At 47.9% G+C, this 18,003-nt stretch carries 17 protein-coding genes and 1 pseudogene; 12 read left to right on the forward strand and 6 right to left on the reverse strand.

All coding sequences use genetic code 11. From position 1 onward, the window contains the following. Positions 1-34: 34 nt before the first annotated feature. On the forward strand, positions 35-946 hold the full coding sequence (locus HFP08_RS10240; protein WP_168120491.1) for a helix-turn-helix transcriptional regulator: 912 nt from the start codon (positions 35-37) through the stop codon (positions 944-946). On the opposite strand, the gene HFP08_RS10245 is transcribed toward HFP08_RS10240, so the two are convergent. The 3 genes from HFP08_RS10245 to HFP08_RS10255 form a co-directional block, all read right to left on the reverse strand. Next, entirely contained in the window at positions 890-1,999 is a 1,110-nt protein-coding gene (locus HFP08_RS10245) for an NAD(P)/FAD-dependent oxidoreductase (protein WP_168120492.1), read from the reverse strand. The two genes, HFP08_RS10240 and HFP08_RS10245, sit on opposite strands and share 57 nt — an antisense overlap. 86 nt (positions 2,000-2,085) lie before the next feature. Continuing rightward, positions 2,086-3,579, reverse strand: a complete 1,494-nt coding sequence (locus HFP08_RS10250; protein WP_168120493.1) for a response regulator — start codon at positions 3,577-3,579, stop codon at positions 2,086-2,088. 21 nt (positions 3,580-3,600) lie between these two features. Further along, positions 3,601-5,391, reverse strand: coding sequence for a sensor histidine kinase (locus HFP08_RS10255; RefSeq protein WP_168120494.1), 1,791 nt, complete (start codon positions 5,389-5,391; stop codon positions 3,601-3,603). A gap of 221 nt (positions 5,392-5,612) precedes the next feature. On the opposite strand from HFP08_RS10255, the gene HFP08_RS10260 reads away from it, so the two are divergent. The 11 genes and pseudogenes from HFP08_RS10260 (at position 5,613) to HFP08_RS10315 (ending at position 16,818) form a co-directional block, all read left to right on the forward strand. Then, positions 5,613-6,887 (forward strand): ABC transporter substrate-binding protein, encoded by a 1,275-nt coding sequence (locus tag HFP08_RS10260; protein ID WP_481856557.1) that lies wholly within the window; start codon positions 5,613-5,615, stop codon positions 6,885-6,887. A gap of 114 nt (positions 6,888-7,001) precedes the next feature. After that, a complete protein-coding gene (locus tag HFP08_RS10265) occupies positions 7,002-7,874 on the forward strand; it encodes a carbohydrate ABC transporter permease (RefSeq protein ID WP_168120496.1) in 873 nt (290 codons plus the stop codon). Then, complete coding sequence (locus HFP08_RS10270) at positions 7,874-8,704, forward strand: carbohydrate ABC transporter permease (RefSeq protein ID WP_168120497.1); 831 nt, start codon at positions 7,874-7,876, stop codon at positions 8,702-8,704. The genes HFP08_RS10265 and HFP08_RS10270 overlap by 1 nt, the downstream gene beginning before the upstream one ends. 135 nt (positions 8,705-8,839) lie before the next feature. Further along, positions 8,840-9,209: pseudogene (locus tag HFP08_RS29590) on the forward strand (gamma-glutamylcyclotransferase family protein). A gap of 356 nt (positions 9,210-9,565) precedes the next feature. Beyond that, the gene (locus HFP08_RS10285) at positions 9,566-10,828 is read left to right on the forward strand and encodes an ATP-binding protein (RefSeq protein WP_168120500.1); all 1,263 of its coding nucleotides are present in this window, start codon (positions 9,566-9,568) and stop codon (positions 10,826-10,828) included. Between the two features lie 119 nt (positions 10,829-10,947). Continuing rightward, entirely contained in the window at positions 10,948-11,271 is a 324-nt protein-coding gene (locus HFP08_RS10290) for a FlxA-like family protein (protein ID WP_168120501.1), read from the forward strand. 398 nt (positions 11,272-11,669) lie between these two features. Then, the gene (locus HFP08_RS10295; RefSeq protein WP_168120502.1) at positions 11,670-12,965 is read left to right on the forward strand and encodes an MFS transporter; all 1,296 of its coding nucleotides are present in this window, start codon (positions 11,670-11,672) and stop codon (positions 12,963-12,965) included. A 127-nt stretch (positions 12,966-13,092) separates the two neighbouring features. Beyond that, positions 13,093-13,650, forward strand: coding sequence for an NUDIX hydrolase (locus HFP08_RS10300; protein ID WP_168120503.1), 558 nt, complete (start codon positions 13,093-13,095; stop codon positions 13,648-13,650). A gap of 312 nt (positions 13,651-13,962) precedes the next feature. Continuing rightward, a complete protein-coding gene (locus tag HFP08_RS10305) occupies positions 13,963-15,120 on the forward strand; it encodes a dihydrolipoyllysine-residue succinyltransferase component of 2-oxoglutarate dehydrogenase complex (protein WP_168120504.1) in 1,158 nt (385 codons plus the stop codon). Between the two features lie 27 nt (positions 15,121-15,147). Next, complete coding sequence (locus HFP08_RS10310) at positions 15,148-15,933, forward strand: hypothetical protein (protein WP_168120505.1); 786 nt, start codon at positions 15,148-15,150, stop codon at positions 15,931-15,933. A gap of 198 nt (positions 15,934-16,131) precedes the next feature. Next, positions 16,132-16,818 (forward strand): glycosyltransferase, encoded by a 687-nt coding sequence (locus tag HFP08_RS10315; RefSeq protein ID WP_168120506.1) that lies wholly within the window; start codon positions 16,132-16,134, stop codon positions 16,816-16,818. A gap of 58 nt (positions 16,819-16,876) precedes the next feature. Here the strand turns inward: HFP08_RS10315 and HFP08_RS10320 are convergent, their stop codons facing one another. The 3 genes from HFP08_RS10320 to HFP08_RS10330 form a co-directional block, all read right to left on the reverse strand. Then, entirely contained in the window at positions 16,877-17,005 is a 129-nt protein-coding gene (locus tag HFP08_RS10320; protein ID WP_168120507.1) for a DUF4023 family protein, read from the reverse strand. Between the two features lie 26 nt (positions 17,006-17,031). Then, positions 17,032-17,472, reverse strand: coding sequence for a CBS domain-containing protein (locus HFP08_RS10325; RefSeq protein ID WP_168120508.1), 441 nt, complete (start codon positions 17,470-17,472; stop codon positions 17,032-17,034). 278 nt (positions 17,473-17,750) lie between these two features. Then, the coding region (locus tag HFP08_RS10330) for a transposase (protein WP_206109208.1) at positions 17,751-18,003 on the reverse strand (253 nt) is incomplete at its 5' end.

Consider the following 18,003-nt stretch of genomic DNA (forward strand, 5'->3'; position numbering starts at 1 on the left):
AATAACAGAAATCTATCATAGGGATGTGGTATGCATGAATTACTGCCCTGAAGAAAAATTATTTGTCGGTTGCGCTGTCGAGTTTCCTTTTCATTGCGATATACAAGAAGTGGGCGAAGAGGGTTTCATATATCGCTCGCATTGGCATAGCCATCTTGAAATTCTCTATGTGTTCCAGGGAACATTGCTAATGATGATGGAAGGGGAACGATTTTGTGCATCTGAAGGAGAATTGATATTTATCAATGCTCATAAGGTTCATTCTGTAGCCGTAAAGCGGGGAAGTTCTGCTCGATATTTGGTAATTCGCTGCATCCCTGATATCATGTACAATGCGGGCGTAATGGAATCCAGATATCAATCGGATTTTATTGCAGAATGCCCATTCTTTGACAGTCATTTTGACAACGAGAGAATCAGGAGGACTTATATTCCGGACATTATGCAACAACTCTGCTTCGAGTACAGGAGAAAGGCTTATGGATACAAGCTTGTTATCCGATCCGATATGTTACGTCTCTTTCTTTGGTTTCTTCGCGAGAGGCGCACTAATAAGGCTCTGGATTTTTCGGCGACTTCAAAGAAGAGCTTGAATCGTCGATATACGGAACAGTTCGAATCCATGCTCGAATATGTACGACAGCATTATAACGAGCCTATTTCCCCCAATATGGCCGCCGCTATGTGTAATATGAGTTACAGCCATTTTTGTCGAGTTTTTAAACAATTAGTCGGCAAAACGTTCAGCGAGCATATCCATTGCTTGCGAATAACTGAAGCAGAGAAGAGGCTTCTCACATCGAATCAGAGCATCACTCAGATTGCATATCTATGCGGTTTCTCCCATCCCAGTTATTTCAGTAAACAATTCAAGGCATATCGAGGCGTTTCACCTCAGCGTCTTAGAAGGCTCCTTCTCTCGGATGAAGGGCCGCAGCAGGAATGAGATAATTTTGAGAGGATCGACAACCTTCGTCTGGAACAGCTTGTCGCCCCAATAGCCGTTCAAGGCATGGACGATGAGATCCAGAGAATCATTCGTGAGTCGTTCCGCGCCCCGTCGCAGTATCAGGGATCGCTCATAGCTGTCACGCAGCGGCTTGGTCAGCTTCTCGTAGTTGCCCTTGCCGCATAAATCGTAGGCTGCGTAAATGCCGGTCAGCAGCGAGCAGTATTGGCCAAAGCCAAGGAAGGGCATGAGGGCGCCGAAGCAGTTGCCAACATAGAAGGTGTTGCCAATTCTGCCGGCATCGCAAAGGCCTATCGAATACCCGTGAATATGGAAATGATCACTCACTTGCAACGGCTGCATCAGTTCATTCTGGGCTTGAGCATGCACCATTCCCCATTGCCGCTCCGCATCGAGATGCCGGTTTTTCTCGATTTCCGGGACGGCGAGCACAAGATTGGCTTGTGTCTCCGAGAAGGGAATGAGATAACCGTAGCCGTAGGGAGCAAGATGATAATCCATCCAAACCGCGACCTCCATGGTGTCGAAACGTCCCTCGACCGTGGCTCCCTTCAACGTTACGGTGAAATCCTCTCTGAAATTGCCGGTATCTTTGGCTGTCTGCGGATCGCCGGTAGCGACAACGACATGCGTATATTGCTCGAGCAGCTCGGAATAGGTTTTGTTCGAATGATAATGAATCTTCGCCTTCACCTCTTCGCCGAGCTGCGCTTCATAGGTGTTGGGAACACGGCCTCTTTGATTGGTGAAGCCCAGCTGTCCTTCGATTACGGCCTTCTTCGTTGGCGAAAATATACGCATTCGTTCAATAGCGGCAATGGGTCGCAAATATATTCCGAATTGCTCGGACAGCGCCGCGATGCTGTCATGCGCTGGCTTGGTGAACAGAGACAGCATGACCTCTCCATACACAAATCGATCACCTATTCGGCTGCGCTTCTCGTATAGGACCGGTTCGATCCCATGCTTCTCCAGCGTGGCCGCGCAAGCTAATCCGGACAAGCCTGCCCCCATTATGGCTACCCTCATGGCGAAAATCTCCTTTATCTTGCATAATTCCCCTTACTTTTCGCCAATCGGATTCGAATTATTCTGTTACTTATCGATGCCTGAATTCAGTTCTCCCTATATTCGGACGGGCTGCAGCCGGCATACTCCTTGAACACCTTCGAGAAATAATGCTGATCGCTGAACGCGAGAGCATCAGAAATCTCTTTGATGAGCATGTCCGGCTTTGTTTGCAGCAGCATGCAGGCTTCGTCGATTTTCAGCTTCATGTAATAATGAACGAAGGTTTGGTTCGTGCAGCGTTTCATAATGCGGCTCACATAGCTTGGGCTGACATGGAATTTCGCGGCGATGTCGGATATCGAAAGCTGCGAATATTTGTTCAGCTTTAAATAGCTGTCGATTTGCTGGAACAGCTCGTCGGCGCTCTTGCGGTTCTGGGCGATTACTAGATCGAAGCCGTATTCGGACCATTCCAGCAATGCTTGACAGAAGCTCTCGTAGCTGTCCAGTTCTAGCATTCGACCCGCTTCATCCGCGAGCGCTTCCCATTCGGGGGATTCGCTTGCTTGAGAGGCCTTCACGAACGTCTCGGCAATCATTTGCAATAAATCATCCAGCGTGGAGACGCGAACCGTGTCGAGCTGCCATCTCTGCAGCTGTTCGGAGAGCTTTAACAGAAATTGCTCTTTGTGTCGCTGCTCGATCATATCTGAGAATTGGGCCAGCATTCTCTCATTCTCATGCTCGCGGTGCGGCGCGTATCTGCGCTGAAGATCGATGAATACGGGCATGGCTACTCTCAGTTCTTCATGGAGTGCCTGCTCAAGCTTGTCGTAATGTACATTCAATCCGCTGAGCTCCACAGGTTGAAAGCTGCTCGCCATGGACATGGGCATATGATGCTCGCGCAAGGTTTTCGATACCGCTTCCATCCAGTCGCAAGCGTTCTTGTAGGTTTCGATGACAAAGGTTTCGGTGAGAACAAGAAAACGATCTTCCTTCTCTAACGGGAAGACTCTGCAGGGATGCGGGGAGCAGGTGAGAGAGATTAAATTCTGAATAGTTCCCGCATTCGCATCCGTATTAACGGGCGTGAAGGGCTGCTGGCGCAGCAACAGCATGAATTTGGATTCTTGCTGATAGAAGGCTTCGTCAAGCTGAATATGCGACAGAAATTCATGAGAAACGACGCCTCGGAAATAGTCAAGTTTATCGGTGCGCCGCTCCTTGAGCTGATCGATGACGCGTTCGATAACCTCAATTAATGTTTGCTTCTCCACGGGCTTTAGCAAATAGTCGAATACCTGAAGATTCAGCGCTTTTCTCGTGTATTCGAAATCGCTGTAGGAGCTGATGAGCACGACCTTCAGCTGAGGGTACAGCTTCCTCGCTTGCTCGATCAGAGCCATGCCGTCGAGCTTCGGCATACGAATATCCGTCAGCAGAATATCGACGGGATTCTGTCCGAGCCATGTCAGCGCTTCTTCGCCGTTGGATACCGCAGCGGCTACAGTGATGGGAAGCTCGGCCGATTCCAAATGCGATCTTATATTGCGAAGAATCGGCTTGCTGTCTTCGGCAATCAGGATCTTGAACATGCTTTTTCCCCCTTTTCTTAGTCAATAAAAGTCCTCGGTCAAGGAAGCGATAATCTGCACGGTAACGCCTCTCTCTTCTCCCGTATTGTTATAGAGATTGAAGAACAATCGATTCTTGTACATCAGCTTAAGCCGGTTTACTGTATTGACGACGCCCATATTGCCTATCCCTGAAGCGTGAATATGGAGCTCATGCTCGCGATCTTCGGAATTCACGATATTATTCATAATTTCCTTGATCTTGTTCTCATCCATGCCGTCTCCATTATCGCTGATTTCAATGGCCCATATCCCGTTATAAAGCTTCACTCGAATATCGATTCGCCATGGAGGATCGGTGTTCGTAAACGCATGCTCGATGCAATTCTCGACAAAAGGCTGAATGACCAGTCGCGGCAGCTGGATTAATTCGGCGGAATGATCAGCGGAGACTGTCCATTCCAGATCATCTTCATAATTCCGTTCCACCAGCGACAAATAGTTGCGGGTATGAGCGAGCTCTTCCGCCAGCGTCACATGCTGGTAAGGCGATGACACAATATAACGCAGGCTGTCAGACAAGCGCTTGCTCATGTCCACGACTGCCTCGTTCTTGCCTTCCTGTGCGGCTATGCTGATCAGATAGAGGGCATTATGGATGAAATGCGGCGCGATTTGCGCTTGCAGCGCCGAATTTCTTGCCTTTACTTCCTCATGCAGCGCCAGCTTCTCCCGTTCGATGGATTGCTGAAGTCTGCCGAGCAGCTCCTGGAAGGAATCATTCAGCGCGATAAGTTCATTATTATGGGATCTGCTGTCTACCTTCACGTTCAGATTGCTGTATTGAATGCGGGTAATCTGATTGCGAAGCTTGCGTATCGGCAGCAGAAAGCTTTTGGATGAGAAATAAATATAAATAAAGGAAAACAGCATCAAGGCCGTCATCAGCAAAATAGACAAATTCATGACGGAATTCACCGGTCCGAGAACCGTCTTTTGCGGCGTCACCAAATAGGTTGTCCAGCCCGTTATCTCTGAGCGGTTGTATGCAGTATAGTTGCCGGCTCCATCCTTGTACATGCCGCTGCTATGTTCCTCTTCGATATGAAGATCAGGCAGTTCGGCATTTTCGTCTAACGGACTGGAGCTCGCTACTACCTGCATATTCTCGTCCAGAATATACATATCCCCGACCTTGATATTCTCCGTCGGCAGTTCCAGATAGGAGGGATTAAGCACGATGGACAGATAACCGTAAATTTGACCGTTCTGATTAAGGATCGCTCGCGAGAAAGCCATAAATCCGGATGGGAAACGACTTAGCACATAGCCATGCTTCGCATCCCCCGAAGTGAGGCGTTCAGCAATTTCTGCAGGGAGAGCGGTCGGGTTATCGAAGTAGCCGACATAGGAAGCGATCGCTTGTCTTTCGGTTGTGAAAATAATCATGTCGCGAATGCTCATCGTCGGTCCGATCGCCTCGAACATCATGTCCTTCAAATCCCTGCTTTGATTGAGCCCTGCCGCGGTATGAGTGGAGGATAAGCCGCTGGACAGGATAGTAAAGATCTGTTTGTTGGATATAATACGATGGGACAGCTGAATTTGGCTATTCATGTATTCATCGAGCAGGTTGCTGGCGGTTGACGCGGTGACCAGCTTTTCGCTTTCGCTGTTTTGCTTCAAGGGCTTGATAACCATCCAGTTGACATAGGCCAGGAAGCAGCAAAGCACGATAACAAGCAGAATTAAGAAGGTTAGAAGCAGCTTGGTTTGCAAACTGGCATGTATGGGAAAAAGGCGTCTTTTTTGGTTGAATAGTGCCAAATTCATCCCTCCGGGAGTATATAATGCTCCTACTGTACCATTGACCGGGCAGAGATCACAAGTCGTCTGCAGTTCAGAATATTACACATCAACGGTAACGGTGAGCCATGTAACTTCATGAATTCTAGCTCTATAATCGTAGTTGTAACGACATGCAGCACCTAACAATGATCCAATTCACTTTACGAGGAGGAAACAAATTGAAACAAAATGCAAAGCGCTTTTCAATGGGGGTTGCGACGGCATTGCTGGCGATTTCGCTTACAGCATGCGGAAGCAACAATAATGCAAACGGAAACACTACAGACAAAAACGGAAAAGTAACGATCGAGCTGGCCATTTCGAAGAGCTCGCAGGATTCCGCGTTCGTCGAGCAATCCTTGCTTGACGAATTCGAAGCAGAGACGAACATCAAGGTCAATTTGCAGCTGCTGCCTGCGGAACAAACAACGACCGTTCTTCAAACCAAATTGGCGGTAGACGAAGCGCCGGACATTGTTCAATACAATCTCGCAAGCGCGACAACCGATCTAAACCTGGAGCGCAATTTCGAAATTCTTGACGATGAGCCATGGGTAAGCAGAGTCGCGAACAAGGACGTGCTTTCCGCATACGGACATGTCTACAGCTTCCATGTCAGCCAAGACACCGGCATGCAAGGCGTTGTCTATAACAAAGACATGTTCAAGGATCTAGGCCTGGAAGTTCCTACAACTTACGATGAATTCCTTGCCGTGTGCGAGGCGATCAAAGCAAGCGGCGTAACGCCGATCTTCATGCCATTTAAGGATGCTTGGGCAGCCAATGTCTATCCAGGAGCCGCTTTCGCGGATTATGCGGCCAAGAACGATCCGACGATGTTCGAGGATCTGAACGCGAACAAGCGGAAATGGACGGATGTTCCGGAGCTTCAAAGCTTCCTCGATCAACAATACGAGCTGTACAAGAAGGGCTATACGAATACGGATATCCTAAGCGACAGCTACGATATGTCCGTTGGTAAATTCCTGAACAAAGAAGTGGCGATGGAATTCATGGGCGACTGGCTCATCCAAGATATTGTAATGCAGGATCCTGATATGAATATCGGACTGTTTGCAATTCCTGCCACTGACAATCCGAAGCTAGGCGCAAGCCCGCTCGGCGGTCAATTGTTTATCCCCAAGAAAGCCAAGCATCTCGAAGAAGCGAAGAAATTCCTTGCGTTTATCGCGCAGAAGGATGTAGCGCAGAAGATTGTAAACGAGCAAAGCTATGTTTCGAACTTTACGGATGTAGAGACTCCGGAGCTTCCGGCTTATAAACAAGAAATCGTGGATAACTACATCACGCCAAAGAACACGACCTTGACAATGGACGCTTATATGCTCGTGGATCGCAGCGAGCTGTACAGAAGCTTGCAGGATCAGTTCGCCGGCGCGAAAACTTCCGAGCAGGTTATGAAAACCTGGAACGATAAATTCGCAGAGCTGATGAAGGATATGGGCGTAGAAGGATTCTAATTGCAAGAAATCAACTGCTTGAACGAAAATGAACGAACGGCCGCAGATGAACGTGCAACAGCGGCCGTTTCCGCTTTTTTTTTCTAAATATAAAGACTTATGGGATGTGAGAGCATGAAACAAATGAAGAGCATGTACGCTTATTACTTGGTCTGGCCGGCGCTTCTGATCTATTGCCTATTCTTCGTTGTGCCGGCAATTATCGGTCTGTACTATTCCTTCACGGACTGGCGTCTGGATCGTTTGACGATATCCTTCATTGGATTGGATAATTTCAAAAAAATATTTACGGACACTACACTTTTGCTGGCAATGAAGAACACATTGATCTTCGCGATTGTTACGGTCGTCGGCAAGAACGTGCTGGGCATCGCGCTGGCAGTTGCTTTGAATATGAAATTAAAGACGCGTAATTTGCTGCGTGCCATCTTCTATTCGCCTTCTATTCTAAGCATCTTGGTGATTAGCATTATCTTCACCCCGATGCTTAGAACAGAAGGAATGGTTAATCGCGCTCTCGAAACAATCGGACTAGGCTCGCTGGGTCAAGCATGGTTAACGGATCCTTCAATCGTTATTTTAACGATTGCCGCCGTGTCGATCTGGCAGCAGGTCGGATTCCAGATGGCGATCTATTTGGCAGGCTTGCAGTCCATCTCCAAGGAATATTATGAAGCGGCTACGATTGACGGCGCCGGCTCTTGGAAGAGCTTCTTCAATATTACACTGCCGCTGCTGCTTCCGGCGATCAATATAAACCTGATGCTGACGCTTATTGGCGGTCTGAAGGTATTCTCGGAAGTGTACGTCTTGACGGGCGGCGGACCGGGCAACGCGTCTCAGGTTGTCGGCACGATCATTCTACGCGCCTTCGGTGAAGGAAACTGGGGGCTGGGCACGGCGGTTAATACGCTGTTGTTCGTCATCGTTACGATCATCGCGATTCCATTGCTGATGTTCATGCGGCGCAAGGAGGTTACCGAATAATGAGTTTCTCACGCAAATTGACCATACGCAACTATATTGTCGAGATCCTTCTCATCTTGGCATCTCTGCTCATTATTATTCCTTTGCTGCTGATGATTTTCGGTTCGTTCATGACCAGTGCCGAGGTCAGCTCATTCAAGATCAGATTGCCGGAAAACTGGCAATTCTCGAACTACAAGAAGGTATTCGAAGAAGGCGGACTCATGAGGGCCTTCTGGAACGGCATTCTTATCACAAGTCTGTCCGCCATCCTGAACATTGTCACGTCATCGGCGGCGGCGTTCGTTCTGGCCCGCAGAGAGAGCAAGCTTTCCAGCTTCCTGTATTTGTTCTTCTTCATGGGACTGATCGCGCCGATGTCGACAATCACAACCATTCGCGTGGTGCAATGGATGGGCTTTTACGGCAGCGTGTCCAGCGTTATCTTCATTTACGCGGCGCTCAATACCGCATTCAGTATGTTCCTGTACAGCGGATTTATCAAGACCATTCCCAAGGTGCTTGATGAGGTGGCCTTCCTGGAAGGAGCGAATCTGTTCCGCGTCTTCTTCCGAATTATCACGCCGCTCATTATTCCGGTTAACGCGACCGTGGCGATTATGGTATTCATGTCGGTATGGAATGATATTACGATTCCAATCTATTTCCTGACCGACAGCTCGACCTGGACGATGCCGTTATCCGTTTACAATTTCTACGGCAAGTTCAGCCGGGATTGGAATCTTATCTTTGCCGATCTCGTATTGACCTCGCTTCCGGTGCTCATTCTGTACATCTTTGCGCAGAAGTATATTGTCAGCGGTTTGACGGCAGGCGCAGTCAAGGGGTAGAGATATACACGAAATAGAGTGTAGAGTTGCTTCGAGAGTCATTCATGACTTTTGGGGCAGCTCTATTTTCGTAAAGGTTATGAGGCGAAGATGTGGGGACCAAGCATTATCGGTTTCGGTTCGTACCATTATTCGATGATCTTCGTATACGGTACCCTTCTCAAGGGGGAGGAAAATGCAGAATACTTGTCTGAAGCTGAGCTGGTTGCTCGGAATGTCTGCACGAACGGAAGCCTTATCGATACCGGCTGCGGTTATCCCGGCCTATTGAAGTCAGGGAGGGGCAACGGTGCTTGGTGAACTGTACTGCATCGATGAGGTTATGCTGCAGAAGATAGACGAGCTTGAGGATTACTTCGGTTCAGGAGATGCGAGGAATCTGTACGAGAGGGAGCAAGCGGAAGTTTACGTGAATCAGGGCAAATACAGGGCATGGACGTACTTCTATTTGAAGAGCAACGGGGGCGATAGCATTATCCCGTCAGGGGATTGGAGGCGGCGGTGAATAATCATATCAGTGCTGTTTTTATTTAGTACGCAGCAGCTCGTCAACCTTTGCTTTCATGGTTCGGGTAGGCAAATCTGTCGTGGCCGCTTAATAACGTATAGCTCCCTTCCTTTCGGTTCCTCTGGACAGTGAGCAGATTCATGCAGTCCCATATGAATCTTCGCAGCTTCCTGATGCGTTAATCCAGCATATTCTGACATGACTTGCTCTTTTGCTTATTCAACTGGAAAAGCTCCAGTATAAAGTTGCGCCTGAGGTCCTAATTGTAAAGGGATGTCAGGCTTTTTGCTGCGCAGTTATGCTATTCTAGTGATTAAGATAAAGAAAGATGTCTCATTCCAACGGAGGCTGCTATGCTGGTCTATTTCAAAGATTTCATTATTAATGTTTTCTTTATCTTTTCTCCGCTCGTATTCTATCCTTACATCTACAAAACCAAATCCAATCCGTTCCTCTATCCACTATTCATGTACAGTCTGTTCGCATTCGCGCTCGTCATAACGATGACCTTTCCGATAAAGGTGGGCGGAATCATATATGATTTTCGTTCTGTTCCTCTGGTGCTGGGCTCCTTGTACGGCGGGCTTCCTGTGCTGGGATTGCTCTATGTCACCTTGCAAATCTATCGATATTGTATGGGCAGTCCTCATGGAATAATGTACGCGCTTGCGTTACTGCCCAGCATGATAATTATGGCCCTGATGGTCAAAAGATTTGCCGGCATGAAGCTCTCTAGCAAGATAATATTCGCGATTCTGTTAAGCTTCCTGATCAAGCTCCTCACATTCACAATTTATCTTAGAGCAATCGACCAAATAGAGTTGCTGTTCAACAAACCGATTGCAATTGTAGAAACCTATCTGATTCAAGCGGCTGTCATTGCTCTTTGCGTTTATTTGATTGAGTTTCTAAACAGACATTTTCACATGCAAGAGGAAATCGCCAGAAGCGAGAAGATTATGATTGTAAGCGATCTCGCCGCTTCTGTGGCCCATGAGATTCGAAATCCGCTGACTGTGGTGAAGGGATTCATCCAATTGCTGGGCTCCGACAACATAAGCAAAGAGAAGAACAGCTATTACAAGCAAATTTGTCTGGAGGAGCTCCAGAGAGCGGAGATCATTATTAACGACTATCTGTCGCTGGCAAAGCCGGATCCTGAGACGGTTGAAGATATACACGTGAGAGATGAGCTTGATTATCTGTCGAATCTCCTTAACACTTACGCTGTTTATAATAATATTGGGGTCGAGACGGAATCGGGCTCCGATTCCAAGGTCATTATTCTTGGAGACAAGTACAAATTCAGACAAGCTATTATTAATATCGGGAAAAACGCCATCGAGGCTATGAGCAAAGGAGGAATGCTGAGGCTGGGCATGCAGTGCTCGAATGAGTCCGTAACCGTTTCGGTCCAGGATAACGGAGTCGGCATGAGCTCCGAGCAAATTAAGAGGTTGGGCATTCCTTATTATTCGACGAAGGATAAGGGGACCGGGCTTGGTACAATGGTCTCATTCGCAATTATTAAGAAGATGAACGGCAAGATCGATATTAAGAGCGAAGTAGGCAAGGGAACGGTATGCAAGCTGATATTTCCCCGAAAAATGAATTAATCCCGGTATGCGGGAAATCCGCAAGATGATTTTCAGCAGATCTTCAGGCTGCTTTCATGTTGGAAGATCGTTGTGCAAGTATAATAATGGAAACCATATGCACAGGAGCTGATTATCATATGAATTTATCTTCGGTATCGGGAAACAGCGCGTCATTCTATTCAACAAGCACTAGCTCAAACGACACGGCGGCTTTGGAGAAGCAGCTAGAGAAGCTCCAGACAGAGCTGAAGGATATAGCTGCCAGCAAAGAGGATGAGAAAACGAAGCAAGCGAAGACCCAGCAGCTTCAACAGCAAATTCAGATGATTCAGCAGCAAATCGCTCGTCAACAAGCGAATAAGACGCAAAATGCGCAAGCTGTGCAAAATGTTTCGAGCAATAACGGGAGCGCCGCTGCCAAAAACGGAATTGCTCAGAACGCTATAGATTTTCGGGTTTAAATGTTTCAAAATCGCAAGCATGGGTATATATCATGTGAGCGAAGTGATTGCCGGCCTACGCGTAAACGCTGGGTTGGCAGTAGTGTCAAGCTCAATTCGTGAAAAGCTTGGACAGTCTAAGCCGCATATGCATGTTTGCCGAACCAGGCAAAGGACTGTCTGCAAGGATAGCATGAAGCAAGCAATGTACTGATGCCATGTTTCCTAAGAAGAAACGCCTCCCGGTCTCCTTTCAGGAGAAGTCGGGAGGCGTTTCTCGCATCATGACGAGAATGGCATCGAAGAGAACTGCCCCAATCCCCGCCAAAAATATTTTTTGGAATACGCAGGAACTTAACATTCACCGACGAGGATTTCTTGTACAATAGGGTTAGAATTCTACGTCGGAGGTTATAAACATGAAACCGTTCACAAAAACAGAGAAAAGCTGGATGCTGTATGATTCGGGGACCTCGGCTCATTCGGTTATTATTTCCACTGCAGTCTTCCCGTTGTTCTTCAAAGCGGCAGCGGAAGACGCAGGCATTGAGGCGGCCAACTCAACCGCCTATCTGGGCTACACCGTCGCGATCGCAACCTTCATTCTGGCGATACTTGCGCCGATTTTGGGCACTATTGCCGATTATGAAGGAATGAAGAAGAAGATGTTTGGCTTCTTCAGCTTGCTCGGCGTGACGTTCACGGCCTTTCTGACCTTCGTGCCGGGCGAGCATTGGCTGCTGCTGCTTATCTTCTACACCATTGCGGCGATTGGCGCTTCAGGCTCGAATGTGTTCTACGACGCCTTTCTTGTCGATGTCACCGAGGAGAGCCGAATGAATCGCATCTCCTCCCGGGGCTTTGCAATCGGCTATATTGGCAGTACGATTCCGTTTATTGTTGCCATCGCTATTATCATTTTGGCGCAAGAGGAGATTCTGCCCCTGTCAACCCCAACCGCCAGCAAAATGGCTTTTTTCATTACGGCGGTCTGGTGGCTCGGATTTTCGCTGCCAATGCTGCGGAATGTCGCGCAGAAGCATTTCCGCCCAAGGGAGCCGCGGCTTATTGTGAACAGCTTCAAGCGCCTCGGAGAAACGCTTTCGGAAATCAAGGAATACCGCGCACTATTTCTATTCCTGCTCGCTTATTTCTTCTACATTGATGGTGTCGGCACGATTATTACGATGTCCACCGCTTACGGAAGCGATCTTGGAATCGAATCGACAACTCTCCTTATTATTCTCTTTGTGACGCAAGTAGTGGCTGCTCCCTTTGCCATTCTATTCGGCAGGCTTGCTGACCGATTCTCCGGCAAAAAAATGTTGTATGTCGGCATCATCATCTATATCATCGTGTGTGTGTATGCGTATTTCATGAAATCGGCGCTCGATTTCTGGATTCTGGCTATGCTTGTCGCCTCGTCGCAAGGCGGGATTCAGGCGCTTAGCCGCGCTTACTTTGCCCGGATGGTGCCTAAGGAGAAGGCGAACCAGTTTTTTGGTTTTTACAATATTTTTGGAAAATTCGCTTCTGTTATGGGGCCGCTGCTAGTAGGCTTGACCTCCCAGTTGACGGGGAAGTCGAATATCGGCGTGTTTAGTCTTGTAATCTTATTCCTGATCGGCATGATCCTGCTCGCGCGCGTGCCGAATGAAGAGGAAGCTGTAAGCATCGTCTCTGGCGGGGATGGGTCGAAGGATGCGGCATTATGAAGAGCATTGTGAGGATTTCAGAAGGTATGGATTGAAATCAGGAGTACGAGAAGTAAATTGCGGTAGCCATCTGCTCATTTGTTGGTTAAAATTATGACACAGTATAGAGAAAGAGAAGGTGTGGGAGATGGAAGTGAAGTTTTGTTCAAGCTGCGGACAGGAGATGGAGACGCGCGAGGTGGACGGTGTTCAAAGACGGGCTTGCAAGTCTTGCAGCTTCGTGCACTGGGGCAACTACAGTATTGGCGCCGGGGCGTTGGTGAAGAAGGATGACAAGCTGCTGCTTGTGCGAAGGGCGCAGGAGCCGGGCAAGGGGTATTGGACGAATCCAGGAGGCTATATCGAACAATTGGAGCCGATTGAGGAGACCATTGAGCGAGAGGTGCTGGAAGAATGCGGAGTTGTTGCCGAGGTGCTCGGCGTAGCGGCATTGAGAGATCAGCCTAGAGCTATTCATAATGTATATATTGCGTTCGAAATGGAATATATAAGCGGCGACCCGACTCCCGACGATGTGGAGGTGGATGCCGCAGGCTTCTATAGCGTAGAAGAGATGGAGACAATGAATGTTGCGCCATTCACGAAGTGGCTGATTGATGTGGCGTTTCGAGGCCAGTCCCGCGGTCTTCTGAAGGATGAAGCTCCGATTGTGCCTCTGAATGGCAATGGCTTGTTTCGCGTATAGCAGTGCTGTGTATGAATCGCATGAATCATATTCGGAAGCTGGTTTTTCTGCATAAACAGGAAAAGCTCCATTATATATAGCCTCCTTTACTCCATTCCGCCTACCAGACCGGAAAAACTCCAGTATATATCCCTCTGTGTCGAGAAATTGTAAGCTAGATATAAGCAGGAGTAGATCCTGTATAAATTCGTTTCAATCCCTCCTCTCAAGGTTAATAGTCTCAAGAGTGATCCAAACGCTTGTGAATTGCGTGTCACTACATATCAAGCGAAATCATTCTAAAGTATACAGAGGGAGGAGGTGAAACGACAATTGATCGACACAAACAGAATACGATCTGTTCTGATGTTGTCCGGAATAACAGGATGCCTGGTGGCGCTGGGGTTCGTTCTGCAAGCCATGTTCGCGCCGCAGGTGTCCGCGGGAATATTAGGCGATGTGATTAGTGGGATCGTTCAAGAGGAAGAACCGCAAGCGGAGGCAGATTCTAAAAGCGCAGATGGGAATGAAGCTGTGCCGGATGAAAGCTCGACTAGCGATGAAGACTCGGGAGACGGATTATTGTCGCTAGACTTGCCATCCTTGAAGATCGATACGCCTGTTGCAGAAGTGGAAACGCCCAAAGCGCAGGTGTCTGGTGATGGATTGATTCCTTCGGTAGAGGTGACAACACCATCCGTTCAGATTGAAACGCCTGTCGCTTCCATTGACCTTCCTAAAGTGAATACAGAGATATCAACGGACGATTCATCGATCCTTCAAATTGAAGGCGAAGATGATGATTCGGATTTGTTGATTGATACACCAATCGTCGATGTAGATATCGATATGGAAACTACCGCATTGCCTAATATTCCTGATTCTGTAGAGGACTTACCTTCACTAGCGCCAACTGCAGAGCCGACATTGGTTCCGGAAACGTCGTCACCGATTGCGACTGTTACAATCACGGTGCCCAAAGCGACGCCGACGACAGATGACGTTGGAATCGCAACAACATCGCCGACTGAGGAAACATCCGAGAGCCTGACAGCAGAACCAACGGCTGCGTCAAAGGAAGAGCCCACAGCCTTACCAACAGTGGATGTGACAGTGAGGCTTGCTCCTGAATCGCCGAAAAGTCCATCAAAGCCTGATACGAAACCGACTGAACAAGTGAAACAAGGGAAAGAACATACTTCTTCTCAATCGGGGCCGAATAAGGATCAGGATAATCAATTGAAGGTTACGGCAATCGTTGTCAATACGAACAGTGGAGGCAATCAATCTTCGCAAGTCGGCGCTGGTGCGCAGGGAGCTGCGTGGAATATGCAGCCGGTTGTGACAGGAATCTTTCAATCAGAGAAGCTTAATCGCACCAGCGTGCGATTAGCTGAAAATTATTCATTGGGTCTGGATCAGTGGTGTCAACCGCCGCCGGAACGCCCGCCGCAAACATCTTCTTCTCACTCAACCAAGATTGACCACTAATTAAAAATGAGAAGGAGTGTTTGTAAAATGAAAAAATGTCCACAATGGGTGAAGGTTTCTATGTTCTCAGGTGCGTTGTTAGTTGGCGGAATTGTTGCTTCCGGTGTTACTCATGCTTCCAGTTTAACTCAGAATGGTCTTGGACTTGGTCTAGGAATTGGCGTGAATGTAGATACGCAGATCAGCGCTGAGTCTTCCTATGAGAGTGATTATTCAAACAGTCGTTCGAATGGAAGCGGGATGCTATCCGTAAGCGAAAGCAGCACGGATGTGCAAGCGGGTCTGGGTCTGAACGTTGCAGCAACAGCCGAGTCGGACACGAGCGCAAGCTATGAGTCGAACGACGAGTGGGACAACGACCAAACGGCATCCGAGAGCGAAAGCAGCACGGATGTGCAAGCGGGTCTGGGCCTGAACGTGGCTGCGGCAGCGGAGTCGAACACGAGCGCAAGCTATGAGTCGAACGACGAGTGGGACAACGACCAAACGGCATCCATGAGCGAAAGCAGTACGGAAGTGCAAGCGGGTCTGGGTCTGAACGTTGCAGCAACAGCCGAGTCGGACACGAGCGCAAGCTATGCGTCAGACAACGACAACAACAGCACTTGGAACGAAACAGCTAGCAACATTGATGCAGGTGTGGGGGTACAAGCAAATGTAGATGCTTCCTCCGAAACGATGTATCAAGCTTCATCGGATAATGATGATTACTCTTATAGCAGTGGCAGCATGTCCTCCAATCAAGCTAATATTGGACTCTGGGTCCAAGCGATGTTGGAGCAATCGAATCATTACCACTACATGATGAGGTAAGCAACAAAAAGGTAAGCAACACAATTGAAATGGCGGCGCTTAGGTTTTCTCCCTAAGCGCCGCCATTTTTTTATACACGAAATATAACGATCATAATTATCCTGTCTCATTGCCAATAAATCTTGCCCGTCCACACTTCAGGCTCTGAGCTCGCATAGCATATAAAGTTGAATAGAATGCGAGAGGCAGGCGAGCGAAATGAAGGACATTGGCGTCATAATGGAAATTCCATTCAATAGCAGAGAGTATAGCAAACAAATCTATGATCGGAACTGGATTAATTACCGCATGGAAATCACAATGAAATATACGGCGAAATGCTTGAAGCAGCAGACAAGCAGCGACTTCACTGCACTGTTCCTGTACAAGGATGAGACGGAGCAGATGATCAAGGAGGCGCTGAGCCGATATGAGAAGCTTCCTCCGAATATTCGATTTGTGCCGGCGAGCCAGTCGAGATCCATCGCAGCAGAAGCTTTAAAGGATGCGAGCTTGACCTATTCCGTGCGGCTGGATTCAGATAACATGTTCGCGAAAGATTATATGGAGAGATTGCGCGGCGCGACGGTAAAGCCGGACATACAAGCCATTGTCACGCAGCAAGGATATATTTATGATTCCATTCATCATAGACTCGCACGCGTAACCTATCCCTCGCCCTCTTTCTTTGCGCTAATCTATAAGACGGAGGAATTTCTCACAGGCAAAAAATATCCAATGCGCACGCATCATGATGCAATAAAGCTAAAGCATATGCTGATGCCGGGAAGGAATTTCGTTGTTGTCGTGCACAAAACAAACGCATTGAACGAGTTCAGAGTCGGCAGAAAGTCGGATTTGATCGAAAGCTCCAAGATCGCAGAGGTGTTAGACGCCTTCATTTGAGCGTACAAAAAAAAGGATACGGTCCCGTGTTTATCGAGACTGCGTATCCTTCTTTGCGTTATTTCTTGGTGCCGTGCTGCTTGCTCGCAAGAACGGCATTCTCTTGTCCTTGACCACGTTTTTTGTTCTTCTGAGCCTTGCGCTGGCTGTCTTGCACTTGTTGAACAAACTCATTCGTATTATCCATAGTTATCCTCCTAACAAGTTTGTATTTTATTGAATTTGTGTACGCTGGTCCTCGGAAATTTCGCTTAACGCTTGTCCTGCATCCTCTCCGGTCGTATTGCCCAATGATAGATCCCCAAGAGCAAGCACGCCGACCAGTCGATCGTTCTCTACAACGGGTAGGCGCCGAATTTGATGAGCCGCCATCAAATCAGCGGCTTCTTCCGCGTCCATATCCGGAGAAACCGTAATGATTGCCTCGCTCATCACATCTTGAACGGGACAAGACCCCGGACGTTTCTTCGCGTAGCCGCGCACGACCAAATCGCGATCTGTCACTACCCCTAGCAGCTTGCCGCTGTCCTCTACATGGACGACAGGGACAAATCCAATATCATTCTCCGCCATAATAACGGCAATCTCATATACATTGTCTCGCAAAGTCACGCATTTGCAGTCACTCGACATCAATTCGCTTACTTTCTTCAATTTCGCTGCCCCTTTCTTGCCTTAAAATGGTTACCCCCGCATAGCGTGCGCTATTTCGCGTGAAATTATCCATGATGATCGCGAATGGTCGCCCCTGTATAATGGCGGCGCTTGCAATTTCGGTTTATTAAAAAAATATTGGATATCGGATCGTTATAATTTTTTAAATAGGCATGTGCTATAGTAACAGAAGCGACCTGACAGGAGTGATATGAGCTTGAATAAAAACTGGATGCAACGCATGCTTTTTATATAATTTGAACTAAAGAAATCGATAGTTACATCCTGACACAAAGCCGATCGATAATGGAACTTGGGTTTTTCATAATTTCGTCCATGAACAACCCGACGTTTTTTCGAATGTCGGCAACGGTGTGATAGAACACATTGTTGATTACATTGGATTTTAGCCATTTCCAGAGCCCTTCAACAATATTCAACTGCGGGCTGTAAGGCGGCAGAAACACCAATTCGAGTCGACCATTCAGTTCGTCCAGGAACGGTTGTAACAGCTTGGCGTGATGAATCCGG

It is taken from the genome of Paenibacillus sp. HB172176 (genome assembly GCF_011947265.1).
Lineage (GTDB): Bacteria > Bacillota > Bacilli > Paenibacillales > Paenibacillaceae > Pristimantibacillus.